At 67.3% G+C, this 12,999-nt stretch carries 12 protein-coding genes; 5 read left to right on the forward strand and 7 right to left on the reverse strand.

Annotated elements, in window-relative coordinates; translation table 11 throughout:
• Nucleotides 1-4: 4 nt before the first annotated feature.
• A complete protein-coding gene (locus ACZLZQ_RS22020; RefSeq protein WP_472951217.1) occupies nt 5-466 on the reverse strand; it encodes a YbaK/EbsC family protein in 462 nt (153 codons plus the stop codon).
• A 188-nt stretch (nt 467-654) separates the two neighbouring features.
• Here ACZLZQ_RS22020 and ACZLZQ_RS22025 point away from each other — a divergent pair, with 188 nt between their 5' ends.
• Complete coding sequence (locus tag ACZLZQ_RS22025; RefSeq protein ID WP_472935687.1) at nt 655-1,590, forward strand: glutaminase; 936 nt, start codon at nt 655-657, stop codon at nt 1,588-1,590.
• 113 nt (nt 1,591-1,703) lie between these two features.
• Here ACZLZQ_RS22025 and ACZLZQ_RS22030 read toward each other — a convergent pair whose 3' ends face one another.
• Nucleotides 1,704-1,895: a DUF2735 domain-containing protein gene (locus tag ACZLZQ_RS22030; protein ID WP_472935686.1), complete on the reverse strand. Its 192-nt coding sequence runs from the start codon at nt 1,893-1,895 to the stop codon at nt 1,704-1,706.
• Between the two features lie 303 nt (nt 1,896-2,198).
• On the opposite strand from ACZLZQ_RS22030, the gene ACZLZQ_RS22035 reads away from it, so the two are divergent.
• A complete protein-coding gene (locus tag ACZLZQ_RS22035; protein ID WP_472951218.1) occupies nt 2,199-3,239 on the forward strand; it encodes a glutamine synthetase beta-grasp domain-containing protein in 1,041 nt (346 codons plus the stop codon).
• Nucleotides 3,240-3,848: 609 nt separating this feature from the next.
• On the opposite strand, the gene ACZLZQ_RS22040 is transcribed toward ACZLZQ_RS22035, so the two are convergent.
• The 5 genes from ACZLZQ_RS22040 to ACZLZQ_RS22060 all read right to left on the reverse strand — a co-directional run bounded on the left by ACZLZQ_RS22040 (nt 3,849) and on the right by ACZLZQ_RS22060 (nt 9,775).
• Complete coding sequence (locus ACZLZQ_RS22040; protein ID WP_472951219.1) at nt 3,849-4,862, reverse strand: aldo/keto reductase; 1,014 nt, start codon at nt 4,860-4,862, stop codon at nt 3,849-3,851.
• Between the two features lie 272 nt (nt 4,863-5,134).
• Nucleotides 5,135-6,652 carry a sugar ABC transporter ATP-binding protein gene (locus ACZLZQ_RS22045; RefSeq protein ID WP_472951220.1) on the reverse strand — a complete coding sequence of 506 codons (1,518 nt, stop codon included), beginning with the start codon at nt 6,650-6,652 and terminating at the stop codon, nt 5,135-5,137.
• A gap of 1 nt (nt 6,653) precedes the next feature.
• Nucleotides 6,654-7,640, reverse strand: coding sequence for an ABC transporter permease (locus ACZLZQ_RS22050; RefSeq protein ID WP_472951221.1), 987 nt, complete (start codon nt 7,638-7,640; stop codon nt 6,654-6,656).
• On the reverse strand, nt 7,637-8,677 hold the full coding sequence (locus tag ACZLZQ_RS22055) for an ABC transporter permease (protein ID WP_472951222.1): 1,041 nt from the start codon (nt 8,675-8,677) through the stop codon (nt 7,637-7,639). Before ACZLZQ_RS22055 ends, ACZLZQ_RS22050 begins: the two co-directional genes overlap by 4 nt.
• Nucleotides 8,678-8,752: 75 nt before the next feature.
• A complete protein-coding gene (locus ACZLZQ_RS22060; RefSeq protein WP_472951223.1) occupies nt 8,753-9,775 on the reverse strand; it encodes a sugar ABC transporter substrate-binding protein in 1,023 nt (340 codons plus the stop codon).
• A gap of 151 nt (nt 9,776-9,926) precedes the next feature.
• Between ACZLZQ_RS22060 and ACZLZQ_RS22065 the strand changes: the two genes are divergently transcribed.
• From ACZLZQ_RS22065 to ACZLZQ_RS22075, 3 genes are read left to right on the forward strand one after another with little or no spacing between them, the layout of a single operon-like run.
• Nucleotides 9,927-10,661, forward strand: a complete 735-nt coding sequence (locus ACZLZQ_RS22065) for a GntR family transcriptional regulator (RefSeq protein ID WP_472951224.1) — start codon at nt 9,927-9,929, stop codon at nt 10,659-10,661.
• Nucleotides 10,662-10,682: 21 nt separating this feature from the next.
• Nucleotides 10,683-11,426 carry an SDR family NAD(P)-dependent oxidoreductase gene (locus tag ACZLZQ_RS22070; RefSeq protein WP_472951225.1) on the forward strand — a complete coding sequence of 248 codons (744 nt, stop codon included), beginning with the start codon at nt 10,683-10,685 and terminating at the stop codon, nt 11,424-11,426.
• Between the two features lie 42 nt (nt 11,427-11,468).
• Nucleotides 11,469-12,965 carry a mannitol dehydrogenase family protein gene (locus ACZLZQ_RS22075; protein WP_472951226.1) on the forward strand — a complete coding sequence of 499 codons (1,497 nt, stop codon included), beginning with the start codon at nt 11,469-11,471 and terminating at the stop codon, nt 12,963-12,965.
• Nucleotides 12,966-12,999 lie beyond the last annotated feature (34 nt).

The raw sequence follows: 12,999 nt of genomic DNA on the forward strand, positions 1-12,999 counted from the left end.
CTATTTACTTCCGGCAGACATCGACCCATTCGCCATTGGTCAAACCGGCCAGACGTTGCGGTGAAAGGCGAAGGGCGGAGTTGGGCGAGCCGGCCGCGGGAATGACGACATCAAAAGGCTCGAGGCTGACGTCGCAGTGAACCGGCAGCGGTGTGGCCAGCCCGAAAGGGCAGACGCCGCCGATCGGATGGCCGGTCAGCGCCGCCACCTCCTCCGGCGTCATCATCCGCACCTTGCCGCCGAAAGCCGCCCGCGCCTTGGCGTTGTCGAGCCTTGCATCACCGGCCGCACACAGGAGAAGGCCGCGCTCGCCGACCATCAGCGCCAGCGTCTTGGCGATCTGGCCAGATGCGACACCGTGCGCGGCGGCGGCCATCGCGACCGTCGCGGTGCTGTCGGAGAGTTCGATGATGGCGATGTCGGGAGCGTTTTCCGCCAGGAAGGCGCGGACGGTTTCAAGACTCATGGGGTATCCTCGCAAGGCCTCGCCGCAGCGAGGCGACCAGTCTGTAAAGCGGTGCAGCCACGCCGCACCGCTTTACAGACTGTACTGGCGGCCGGCACAGTGCCAGAAAAACCCGCCATGCTGCCCTGCGCGCCCGTCCCGCCGCCTCGGGCCGACCTTCCTGCCATGCCAGCTACCGAGCCGCCCCCATGAACCAGCCCGACCTCGACACCGTCGTCCGCGAGATCGCCGACGAGATGCGCCAGCGGCCGGATCGCGGCGAGGTGGCCAGCTATATCCCCGAGCTCGCCCGCGTCGATCCGGCGGCCTTCGGCATGGCGGTGATCGATGCGGAAGGCAATGTCGCCCTCGGGGGCGACGCCGAGACCCCCTTCTCCATCCAGAGCGTCTCGAAGGTCTTCACCTTGACGCTGGCGCTCGGCCAGATCGGCGACCGGCTCTGGCAGCGGGTCGGGCGCGAGCCATCGGGCACCGCGTTCAACTCGATCGTCCAGCTGGAGCGGGAATCGGGCATTCCGCGCAATCCCTTCATCAATGCCGGTGCCATCGCCGTCACCGACGTCATCCTCTCCGGCCATAAGCCGCGCGAGGCGCTGGGCGAGATCCTGCGCTTCATGCGCTTCCTCTCCGACGATCCCTCGATCACCATCGACGAGGCGGTGGCCGCCTCCGAGCAGCGCACCGGCTTTCGCAACGCGGCGCTCGCCAACTACATGAAATCCTTCGGCGTTCTCGATAATCCCGTCGACTACACGCTCGGCGTCTACTTCCACCATTGCGCGATCGCCATGTCCTGCCGGCAGCTGGCGATGGCCGGGCGTTTTCTCGCCGCCCGCGGCCGCAATCCCGCGACCGGCTTCACCGTGGTGACGCCGGAGCGCGCCCGCCGCATCAACGCGGTGATGCTGACCTGCGGCCATTACGACGGGTCTGGTGAATTCGCCTACCGCGTCGGCTTGCCCGGCAAGAGCGGCGTCGGCGGCGGCATTCTGGCGATTGCGCCCGGCAAGGCGTCGATCGCGGTCTGGTCGCCGGGCCTTGATGCCTCCGGCAACTCCCACCTCGGCCGCATCGCGCTGGAGCAGCTGACGCGGCGGATGGGCTGGTCGATTTTTGGGGCTTAAACGCATCGGACACGTCGAGCGCTTGTGCACGGCGCCAGCTGGCGGCGCACGACCGCAGGGCGAAGCCATCAACGCGTCGGCTGAAGCATCAGACTCAGGACACGCGGTCCTTGTTAGGGCTTGCGAGCCTCTTCGGCAGCCTCGCGGACCGCTGCCTCATGATACCAGCTGCTGAAATCGGCAAAGGCCGGCACGGCCGCGGCGTTCGCTGTCTGGCGGTCGGCAAGATGGCCAGCAAAGCCCAGCCGTCCACGCTTTGGAAACTGGATGATCTTGGCGGTTGAACGAAATGCGGGTGTCATCATCAGATAATCCTCCCTGGCGGCGCGGGCTGCACACCCCGACCACCGAAGCCTGCACTATTTTTGCGCTGTTTGCCCTAAATATAATCAGCGCGAGGCGGATTCCAAGGCATCGGGGTTCGATGCCCGCTGTCTAAAGCATTGCGGGGGCCGTGCAGTTCCGGCGCGGCAAGGCGCTTGGTAGCCAGCATCGCAGTTTGGCATGTAAAATGCTTTAAGGTGTGCGGCTGCCCGCGCGGGCCCGTTGAGCGCGCGACGTGGGTCGAGAGTTTCCGGTTCGTATCACCACCTTACGAGAGTTTTGCGATGACCAAATTTAAGCTCGAGTACATCTGGCTCGACGGCTACACGCCGGTTCCGAACCTGCGCGGTAAGACGCAAATCAAGGAATTCGAAGAGTTTCCGACGCTCGAGCAGCTGCCGCTCTGGGGCTTTGACGGCTCTTCCACGATGCAGGCCGAGGGCAGCAATTCCGATTGCGTGCTGAAGCCGGTCCGCGTCTTCCCGGATGCCGCCCGCACCAACGGCGTGCTGGTGATGTGCGAGGTCATGATGCCGGACGGCAAGACCCCGCATCCCTCGAACACCCGCGCGCAGATCCTCGACGACGAGGGCGCCTGGTTCGGCTTCGAGCAGGAGTACTTCTTCTACCAGGACGGCCGCCCACTCGGCTTCCCCGAGTCCGGCTACCCGGCCCCGCAGGGCACCTATTACACCGGCGTCGGCTATTCCAATGTCGGCTCGGTCGCGCGCGAGATCGTCGAAGAGCACCTCGACCTCTGCCTCGCCGCCGGCATCAACCACGAAGGCATCAATGCCGAGGTGGCCAAGGGCCAGTGGGAATTCCAGATCTTCGGCAAGGGCTCCAAGAAGGCCGCCGACGAGATGTGGATGGCCCGCTACCTGCTGCAGCGCCTGACCGAGCAGTACGGCATCGACATCGAGTACCACTGCAAGCCACTCGGCGACACCGACTGGAACGGCTCGGGCATGCACGCCAACTTCTCGACCACCCACATGCGCGAAGTCGGCGGAAAGGCCTATTTCGAGGCGCTGATGGCGCAGTTCGACAAGAACCTGATGGACCACATCAACGTCTACGGCCCGGACAACGACAAGCGCCTCACCGGCAAGCACGAGACTGCCCCGTGGAACAAGTTCAGCTACGGCGTCGCCGACCGCGGCGCCTCGATCCGCGTGCCGCACTCCTTCGTCAACAATGACTGGAAGGGCTATCTCGAGGACCGCCGCCCGAACTCCCAGGGCGACCCCTACGCCATCGCCTCGCAGATCCTGAAGACCATCTCGGAAGTCCCGACCGAGGCCAGCGTTTCGGCTGCCGCGTAAGGGTTACGGTTTAAGGTGAGAGAGGGCGCGCACCGCAGGGTGGGCGCCCTTTTTATGGTTGGGGAGAGGAGTTGGCTCCCCGAGTAGGACTCGAACCTTTGAGACGTCGAATGAATGATGTCGGCTCCCTTCACAGAACTAGCGCCAACCCCTCCGCTTCGTCATCCCGGACTTGATCCGGGATCCATTCCAAACCGGCGAACCTCTTCGAGAACGGTGGACCTTCCGGTCGCGCGAAGAGGCGAAGCGTGGGGCCTGATCTGGAGCGGCAAGGTCCACCGCCGTGTTCGCGTTGGGCGATTTGGAATGGATCCCGGGTCAAGCCCGGGATGACGACCTCTGGAGAACGCCGTACCAAGCGGCTGGGTGCGATGGCTCGGTCCGGGGCGGTTGCTTTTTCCGTCGCTATCGCCTGCTCATCGTCAGCAGCGCGCCACCGACGGCCGTCGTGCACCCGGCGGCGGCCTGCCGTTGCGCGCAGCGTGCCTTCACCCACGTCGGTCCGCCGTCGCCCACGGCCCGCCGTCGCCGGTTCTGCGTTGGTTGCGCCCTTCGGCGCCCCCCTTCTGCCTGCCGGCATCTCCCGCTCAAGGGGGAGATCGATGGTCCTCAGCCCGGCACCGGCGCATCCGACCGCAGCAGTCCTTCGGCCTTGAGGTCGGTCCAGAGCCCCACCGGCACCTTGGTCTCGATCAGCGCCGAGTTGCGCTCGATGTGCGAGAGCGCGGCGACGCCGGGGATGACGGAGGCGACGGCCGGGTGGGTCAGCGGGAACTGCAAGGCGGCGGCGGCCATCGGCGTGTTGTGGGCCCGGCAGACCGCCTCGATGGCGTCGACCTTGGCGCGGATTTCCGCGGGCGCCGGCGCATAATTGTAGGTCGCGCCGTCGACCGCGCCGGTGGCGAGGATGCCGGAGTTGAAGGCGCCGCCGATGACGATCGAGACGTTTTCGGAGACGCAGCGCGGCAGGAAGGAGTTCAGCGATTCCTGCTCCAGCAGCGTGTAGCGCCCGGCGAGCAGGAAGACGTCCCAGCGGCCGCGGTCCATCGCCTTCTCGCAGGCCTGCCACTCGTTGACGCCGAGGCCGATCGCCTTCACCGCGCCGGAGGAACGGAGCTGGTCGAGCGCCTTGTAGCCGCCCTCCATCGCCGTCTCGAACGGCGCGAGGTTCCCCTCCCCTTGCGTCTCCTCGCCGACATCGTGGACGAAGAGGATTTCGACATGGTCGGTGCCGAGCCGCTGCAGGCTGTCCTCGAAGGAGCGCATCACGCCGTCATAGGAATAGTCGAAGACCGGGCGAAACGGCGCGGCGTCGAAGAAGGCGTTCTTTGTTGCGTCGTGCTTGGCATCCGGCACCAGCAGCCGGCCGACCTTGGTAGAGATCACCGCCTGCGACCGGTCGAGCCGCCGCAGCGCCTCGCCGACGCGCCGCTCGCTGAGGCCGGAGCCGTAGAAAGGCGCGGTGTCGATGAAAGTGTGCCCGGCCTCGAAAGCCGCGATCACCAGTTCCGGCGCGTCCTTGTCGGCGATCGGATGGAACAGGTTGCCGAGCGGCGCGGTGCCGAAGCCGTAAATCGGCAGCGTCAGATCCGTATCGCCGACTGCGCGTCGTTCGAATGCCATGCTCTTCCTCCCTTGGCCGTTCCGGCCGATTGTGCTCGGGCGGGTGCCGCCCATACTGTCTGGTATCTTGCTTCACAGCGGCGCGCCCGATCGGCAACGGATCCCGCCGCTGCCACCAGCCCCTGACGCTGCGAGCCTATGGGACTCATTCAGCGTTCAGGACGCTGTTTGCACCGAGGGCGCCGTAGCGCCAAGGACACTGAGATAACGGGACGGCGCGGGAGCGTCGAGCGCCGTTCGCGCAGCGCCGTGCCATCCCGCCTTGCAAACGGCTAGGCCGCCTGCTCCTCGCGGTGGATGAGTCCCATGATCCCCTGGCTCATGCCGTCATAGACCCCGTCATTGGCGAGCTCGCCGCATACCTTGTAGTCGTTCATCACCACGATCCGGTCGGCAAGGCCGATCATCTCCGGCATGTCGCTGGTGATGACGAGGATCGCGGTGCCGGCATCGGCCAGTTCGCGCAGGAGGTCGTGGAGATAGGCTTTCGTCTTGATGTCGATGCCGACCGAGGGCTCGTCGACGATCAGGATCTTCACCCCCGCCGCCAGCCATTTCGCCACGCTGATCTTCTGCTGGTTGCCGCCGGACAGATTGCCGACGGTCTGGAAGAGGCTCGGCGTCTTCACCTCGAGTTTCGCGATGAAAGGCGAGACGGCCTGGCGGATCCGGCCGTCGGTGAGGAGGCCGAAAGCCCCGGACAGCTGACGCCAGACGGCAATGCCCGCATTGTCGAGCACCGAGTGCATCAGCACCAGGCCCTCCTGCTTACGGTCCTCGCTGACATAGCCGATGCCGTGCTCGTGCACCGCCTCGGCGACCGAGCGGATCGCCACCGGCTTGCCGGAGACCTCGACGGTGCCTTGCGTCACCGGCGACTGGCCCATGATGCATTTGGCAAGCTCGGTCCGGCCCGCCCCGACGAGACCGTAGAGCCCGACGATCTCGCCCCGGCGCAAAGTGAGGTCGACACCGACGTGGCCGAGCGCGGTCGACACGCCCTTCAGCTGCAGCGCCACCGGCGCGCTCGAGGGAACCCGCTGCTTCCAGCCGCTCGCCTGCTCGCCGCGGCCGATCATCATGGTGACGAGGTCGTGCCGGGTCAGCCCCTCCATCGAGCGGCTGGGCGAGGCGTTGCTGCCGTCGCGCAGGACGGTGACGCGGTCGCAGATCTCCAGCACCTCCTCCAGCTTGTGGGACACGAAGAGGATGCTCGCGCCGTTGTCGCGCAGCTTCTTCAGGAAGCCGAAGAGGACGTCGGTCTCGCTGGAGGTGAGCGAGGCCGTCGGCTCGTCGAGCAGGAGGACGCGCGAGCGCAGCGACAGGGCCTTGGCGATCTCGACCAGCTGCATCTGCGCGACCGAGAGTTTAGACACCGGGGTGCGCGGGTCGATGTCGAGGTCGAGCGCCTCCAGCCAGCGCGCCGCCTGCCGGTTCAGCTCGGCATAGTCGACCGGCTTCAGGAAGCGCCCGCCGAGCTGCTCGAGATGGATGTTCTCGGCCACCGAGAAGCGCGGGATGAGATTGCGCTCCTGGTGGACGACGCCGATGCGGTGGGCGATGGCATCGCGAGGGCTGGTGAAGGCGACCGCCTCGCCACCGAGCGTCAGCGTGCCGGCGTCCGGCCGGTGGACGCCGGTGATCACCTTGATCAGCGTCGACTTGCCGGCGCCGTTCTCGCCGAGCAAAGCGTGGATCGAATGCGGCGCCAGCGTGAGGGACACGCCGCGCAGCGCCTTGACGCCCGGAAAGCTCTTCTCGATGCCGCGGGCTTCGAAGACCGTCTCCATCTCAGAACCCCTTCCGCGAGCCGGCGAGGCGAACCTCGCGCAGCCGGTTGACGCCGACAGCGGCCAGGATCATCGCGCCGAGCACGACCTGCACCAGGAACGGGTCGATGTTGAACAGCACCAAAGCCTGCGTGATGATCGCGACGATGACGACGCCGAACAGCGTCGCGGCGACGCTGACATGGCCGCCGGCCAGCACCGCGCCGCCGATCACCGGGGCGGCGAAGGAGATGATCAGCCAGTCGTCGCCGATCGTCGGCTGGCCGATCTGCAAGCGGGCGACGAGGAGGATGCCCGCGAGCGCGGCAAGGAAGCCCGACAGCGCATGGGCGAAGATGACGGTGCCGCCGACCGAGATGCCCGACAGCTCGGCGGCATGGCTGTTGCCGCCGACCGCGAGGATGAAGCGGCCGATGGGCAAGCGGCTGAGGAGATACCAGAGGCCCACGGCGACGAGGACCGTCGGCAGCGCCAGCCAGGGGAAGGGCCCTGCGAGCGTGGCCTGGCCGAAGGCCTTGACGCTGTCGGCGACGCCGTAGAACGGCTCGGCGCGGGTGATGCCGAGGTTGATGCCCTTGTAGATCGAGAGGCTCGCTAGGGTGATGACGAAGGCGGAAATGCCGGTCCAGACGATGAAGAGGCCGTTCAAAAGGCCGCAGGCGATGCCGAGCATCAGCGCCAGCACGGCGGCGACCGGTGCCGGAAGACCCCAGACTTCCATCATCCCGGCAAACGAGATCGCCGCGAGCCCGCCGATGGCCCCGACCGAGAGGTTCATCTGCCCGATGGCGATGATGATCATCTGCGAGAAGGCGATCAGCGCGTTGACGGCGATCGCCAAGAGCAGGATCTGGATGTTGAACGGCGACAGGAAGGACGGGCTGAAGCTGCCGACGATGGCGATCGCCACGAGGGTGACGACGAAGGGGCCGAACCAGTCGGCCCGCAGCGTCCGGGAGAGCGGGGTGCTCTGTGTCGTCGCGCTCATGCGATGTTCCTCCGCGCGAGATAGGAGCGCCGCGCCTTGTCCATCAGCACGGCGAGCAGCAGCAGCAAGCCGAGGAAGGACTGGATCCAGAACTCGCCAAGCTGCAGTAACAGAAGCCCGCTGGTCAGCATGGTGACGAGGAAGGCGCCGAGGCACGTGCCGATCACCGAGACCTTGCCGCCGGTGAGGAGCGTTCCGCCGAGCACGGGGCCGAGAAACGCCGGCAGCAGCCAGTCCTGGCCGAGCTGCCCGGCCATCGACGGGATCGCCGCCCCGTTGCGCGCGACCAGCATCAAGGCGGCGACCGCGGCGATGACGCCGGACAGCATGTGGCAGAGGATGAAGATCCGCCCGACCGGAATGCCCGACATCTCAGCCACTTCGGGCTTGGCGCCGGCGGCGAGCATTTCGCGCCCGAGCGCCGTAAAGCGGTAGAGGAAGACGAGCCCGAGCGCGACGGCGAGCGTCACCAGGAGCAGCGGAGAGACATAGCCCGCGAGCTTCATCTTGCCGAAGGCGGTGAAGGCCGGCGGCAGACCGCGGAAGGATTCCGCCCGCGTCAGGAAGATCATGACGCCGAAGAAGATGCTCATGGTCGCGAGCGTGATGATAAAAGAGTGAAGGCCCGTGCGCACGACCGTCCAGCCGTTGACGAAGCCGAGCGCCGCGCCGAGCGCCAGCGCGCCGAGGATCGCCAGCGGCCAGGGCAGACCGACGCTCTCGATGAGATAGCCGACGGTCATCGCAGCGGAGACACCGATCGCCCCGACCGCGAGATTGAGCCCGCCGGTGACGATGACGACCATCATCGAGAGGCCGATCATCATGTTGATCGCGGAGGTGCGGCCGAGGGTGAAGAGGTTGAACGGAGAGAGGAAACCGCTCGCCAGCGTGCTGAAGAGAACGAGGAAGACGACGATCAGCGCCGCCAGGCCGAACTCGTTTGTCAGATAGAATTTGGTCGCGGCGTCCGCCTTGGCGACCGGGGCTGACGCCTCGCCGGCCGGGCGCGTGCGCGGGGTTGTCTCAAGGATCATGCGGTACTCTCTTCCGTCAGCATCGAACGGCATGGGTCCGCCGGCGCCCTCGCGGCTCCGGCGGACCCGGCGCGGTCAGGGGCAGTCGAGATAGGTCTTCTCGAAGCCGTCGAAGAGCGTCTTGGTGATCGCCTGCATCGACTCGACGTAGGTGTCGACCGCATCGGCGGCGACGTAGACGGTGCCGCTGTCGATGAACTTTGCCGTCAGCGCGTTCGATTTGAACGGCGCGTCGGCCTTCACGGTGCAGCCGGAGCGGAGCTTGTCGAGCGCGAAGCTGCCGATATAGCCCTGGCCATAGGGGTTCTGCAGCATGGTGCCGGAGACGAAGCCGTCCTTGATCGCCTTCAGAACGACCTCGTCATGGTCGATGCCGACCATCTTGATGCGCTTGTCGCCGATCTTGCGCAGCGCGTTGGCGGCAACGACCGCCGGCACCCAGGCGGTGGTGACGATGCCGTCGATCTCGCCGGCATGGGCGGCAAGATAGGCGTTGATCTTCTCTTCCGCCGGCTCGGGCGCGTCGATGTCGGCGATCACCTGGACGACGGTCGCGCCGCCTTCCTTGGCAGCCTTCTCGACGGCGTCGATGCGCAGCTGGGTGTTGGGGTCGACGAGGAAGCCGGTGAAATGGGCGATGCGCTTCTTCTCACCGAGCGTCTTCAACAGCTCCTTCGTGCCGAGATAGGCCGAGTTGCCGGTGTCGGTGCCGAGGCAGAAGGCGGCCTCGGACGGATCCTTCAGGCAGCCGGCGCCGGCGATCACCGGGGCCTGGTTGCCAACGAGCTCGGACACCGTGCTGACCGATCCGACGGAATCGCCGGGGAAGACGAGGAAGCCGTTATAGCCTTGCGAGAGCATGCTCTCGAGCAGCTGGTTCTGCTGGCTGAGCTCCCATTTCTGCGGGACCTTGTAGTCGGCGCCGGCGAGCTTGAAATCCCGCGCCGCATCCTTGCCGGCCTGCTCCCAGGCGGTGAAGTAGGGGTGCGGGCCGCCCGGCACGAGGCCGATCTTGGTATCGTCCGCCGCCTGGGCCACCCCGAGGCCGGCCGCCATCGACAGCCCGGCCACCATCAGTCGCATCATCCGTTTCGACATGAAATTTCCTCCCGTTCCAAGCCGCTTTTCCGTCTTTCTGCTGCCTCCTCCCGAGGAAGCGACGCAGGCGGCTTGCGCTGACCGTCCCGACACTAGTATTCTTGTATCCAAGCCGCAAACGGATTCTCGCGGCAAGGATATCGGAACCGGCATGAGCGAGGCGACGCGGACGACAGAGGTGCCGGGGATCGGGGGCGAAGGCCTTGCCGACCTCACCCTGCAGCTCGACCGACGCGTCTCGGTCGCCGACCAGGTGCACCGCGTGCTGCGCGAGGCGATCGTCCGGGTGCGGCTGATGCCGGGCACGCCGATCTCGGAAAACTCGATATGCCGCCAGTTCGCGGTGTCGCGTACCCCGGTGCGGGCGGCGATCCAGCGCCTGTCGGAAGAGGGCCTCGTCGACGTCTATCCGCAGCAGGGGAGCTTCGTTGCAAAGATCCGGGTCGGCGGCATCCACGACAACCATTTCGTCCGCCGCTCGCTCGAGGTGGCACTCCTGCGCGAAGTGGCGCCGCGCTGGACGGGGGCGATGAGCGGCACGCTGCGCGAGGCCGTCGACGCCCAGCGCGCGGCGGTCGAGGCCGGCGACGCCGACGCCTTCCACGCCAGCGACGAGCGCTTCCACCAGCTCTTCGCGGTCCATGCCGGCCGCGACGGCGTCTGGTCGGCGATCTTCGCGGCGAAGTCGCAGCTGACCCGCTTTATCCGCTTCTCCGGCCACGCCCAGCGGCTGCCGGTGGTGATCGAGGAGCATCTCGCCATCCTCGATGCGCTCGACGCGGGCAATGCCGCCGCCGCCGAGGCGGCTTTGGTCACCCATCTCGACCAGGTCTTCATTCTCTTCGACCAGCTCCCCGAGGCGGAGCGCCGGCATTTCGTGCCGTAGGCCCTTCAGAAAGGATCCGACATGCTGGAACTCAGCGGCAGGACCGCCCTCGTCACCGGTGCCGCCGGCGGCATCGGCCGGGCGATCGCCGTCCGCCTCGCCGCCGCCGGCGCCCGCATCGCGCTCGTCGACCGCGACGCGGCGGCCCTTGCGCGCGTTGCGGCGGATCTTGGCGACAGCGCCACGCCGTTCGTCGTCGACCTCTCCGATCCCGGCTCGATCGCGTCCGGCATCGCCGCGGTCCTCGCGCAGTTCGAGCGCGTCGACATCCTCGTCAACAATGCCGGCATCCTGTCGCCGAACAAGCTCGCCGGCACGACGCTCGCCGAATGGCAGGCGCTGATGGCGGTCAACCTCGACGCCGCCTTCCTCCTGACCCAGGCCGTGGTGCCCGGGATGAGGGCGAACGGCTGGGGAAGACTGATCAACATGTCCTCCTATGCCTGGAAGTCGGGGGGCCTGACAGCCGGCACCGCCTATTCCGTCTCGAAGGCGGCGATGGTCGGGCTGACCTTCTCCTCGGCGCGCGAGCTGACCGGCACCGGCATCACCGCCAATGCCGTGGCCCCCGCCTATGTGGTCTCGCCGATGATCATGGAGCAGCTGACCGAGGCGCAGCGCGCCGCGCAGCTCGCGGCGATCCCGGTCGGCCGGTTCTGCGAGCCGGAGGAAGTAGCGCACACCGTCGCGTTTCTCGCCTCGCCGCTCGCCGGCTTCATCACCGGCGGCATCATCGACATGAACGGCGGCCTGCAGTTCGGCTGATGCGTCCGGCCTCTCCGCCCCTCCCCTGACTGGCAGTCCCAGATGCAGAGACTTTCCAACGCCACCCTCGCTTCGGCTCTGCCGGGCGTCGACCGCCCCGGCTACGACCGCAGCGCGGTCACCGCCGGCATCGTCCACCTCGGCCTCGGCGCCTTCCACCGGGCGCACCAGGCGGTGTTCGCCGACGACGCCCTCAACCGCGGCGAGACCGGCTGGGGCATCATTGCCGCGTCGCTGCGCAGCGCCGAGACGCGCGATGCGCTGGCGCCGCAGGACGGGCTCTACACCTTTGCGATCCGCGACGGCGAGACGACGCGGCTGCGGGTGATCGGCTCGGTGATCCGCATGATCGTCGCGCCGGAGGACCCGGAGGCGCTGGTCGCCGCCCTCGCCGACCCCGCCATCCGGCTGGTGACGCTGACCATCACCGAGAAAGGCTATGCGGTCGACCGCGGCCGGCTCGACCGGGACGATCCGGCGGTGCGCCGCGACCTTGATGGTGACGGCCCGCCGACCTCGGCGCTCGGCTTCCTCGCCGCCGGCCTCGCACGGCGTCGGCGGACGGGTGCGCCGGCGATCACGATCGTCTCTTGCGACAACCTGCCGAAGAACGGTGAGACGCTGAAGACGGTGCTGCTGGAATTCGCCGAGCTGAAACAGGATGGCCTCGCCCGCTGGATCGATGCGAACGTTGCCTTCGCCTCCTCGATGGTCGACCGCATCGTGCCGGCGACGACGCCGGCCGATCGCGCTGAGGTAGACGCCGGCCTCGGCCTTGCCGACGCCTGGCCGGTAATGGCCGAGCCCGCTTTCGACTGGGTGATCGAGGATCGCTTTCCCGGCGGACGGCCGCCCTTCGAGGCCAGCGGCGTGCGCTTCGTCGGAGATGTCGAGCCCTATGAGGAGATGAAGCTCCGCCTCCTCAACGGCGCCCATACGGCGATCGCAGCGATCGGCCGCCTCGCCGGGCTGCAGACCGTGCCGGAAACAGTCAGCGACAAGCGGGTCCAGCGGTTCCTCGCGGCCTACTGGGCCGAGGCGGCGCCGACGCTGTCGATCGACGCCGAGACGGCTGCCGCCTATGGCGCGGCCCTCCTACCGCGCTTCGGCAACCCCGCACTGCCGCACCGGACCGCGCAGATCGCCACCGACGCCTCGCTGAAGGTGCCGCAGAGGCTGCTGGCGCCATTGCGGATCCGCCGCGCGCGCGGCGAGAACGCGCCTGCGATCCTCTTTGCCATCGCGGCCTATATCCGGTCCTGCCGCGGCATCGACGATGCTGGGCAACCGTTCGAGGTCAGCGATCCCATGCTGGGACGCTGGGGAGGTATGCCGGCGAAGGAAACATCACCCGAGGCGAGGATCGACGCCTTCCTCGGCTTCGAAAGCGTGTTCGGCACCGACCTCCAACGGGATGACGCCGTCGTGGCGGAACTGAAGGATTTCGCGCGCGCGATTGCGGAAAACGGTGTCCTTGGCGCGATCGAAGCTCGCTTCGGCGGCCTGACGGATGATAACGGGCGCCTAGAGCAACGATAGGCTCTCGATCGCTTGCCCCGGACAGAACGGGCGG

The organism is Mesocryomonas lacus (assembly GCF_055730105.2).

Coding starts and splice junctions, on each gene's coding strand:
- ACZLZQ_RS22020 (WP_472951217.1), bottom strand. CDS start 466: ATGAGTCTTGAAACCGTCCGCGCCTTCCTGGCGGAAAACGCTCCCGAC.
- ACZLZQ_RS22025 (WP_472935687.1), top strand. CDS start 655: ATGAACCAGCCCGACCTCGACACCGTCGTCCGCGAGATCGCCGACGAG.
- ACZLZQ_RS22030 (WP_472935686.1), bottom strand. CDS start 1,895: ATGATGACACCCGCATTTCGTTCAACCGCCAAGATCATCCAGTTTCCA.
- ACZLZQ_RS22035 (WP_472951218.1), top strand. CDS start 2,199: ATGACCAAATTTAAGCTCGAGTACATCTGGCTCGACGGCTACACGCCG.
- ACZLZQ_RS22040 (WP_472951219.1), bottom strand. CDS start 4,862: ATGGCATTCGAACGACGCGCAGTCGGCGATACGGATCTGACGCTGCCG.
- ACZLZQ_RS22045 (WP_472951220.1), bottom strand. CDS start 6,652: ATGGAGACGGTCTTCGAAGCCCGCGGCATCGAGAAGAGCTTTCCGGGC.
- ACZLZQ_RS22050 (WP_472951221.1), bottom strand. CDS start 7,640: ATGAGCGCGACGACACAGAGCACCCCGCTCTCCCGGACGCTGCGGGCC.
- ACZLZQ_RS22055 (WP_472951222.1), bottom strand. CDS start 8,677: ATGATCCTTGAGACAACCCCGCGCACGCGCCCGGCCGGCGAGGCGTCA.
- ACZLZQ_RS22060 (WP_472951223.1), bottom strand. CDS start 9,775: ATGTCGAAACGGATGATGCGACTGATGGTGGCCGGGCTGTCGATGGCG.
- ACZLZQ_RS22065 (WP_472951224.1), top strand. CDS start 9,927: ATGAGCGAGGCGACGCGGACGACAGAGGTGCCGGGGATCGGGGGCGAA.
- ACZLZQ_RS22070 (WP_472951225.1), top strand. CDS start 10,683: ATGCTGGAACTCAGCGGCAGGACCGCCCTCGTCACCGGTGCCGCCGGC.
- ACZLZQ_RS22075 (WP_472951226.1), top strand. CDS start 11,469: ATGCAGAGACTTTCCAACGCCACCCTCGCTTCGGCTCTGCCGGGCGTC.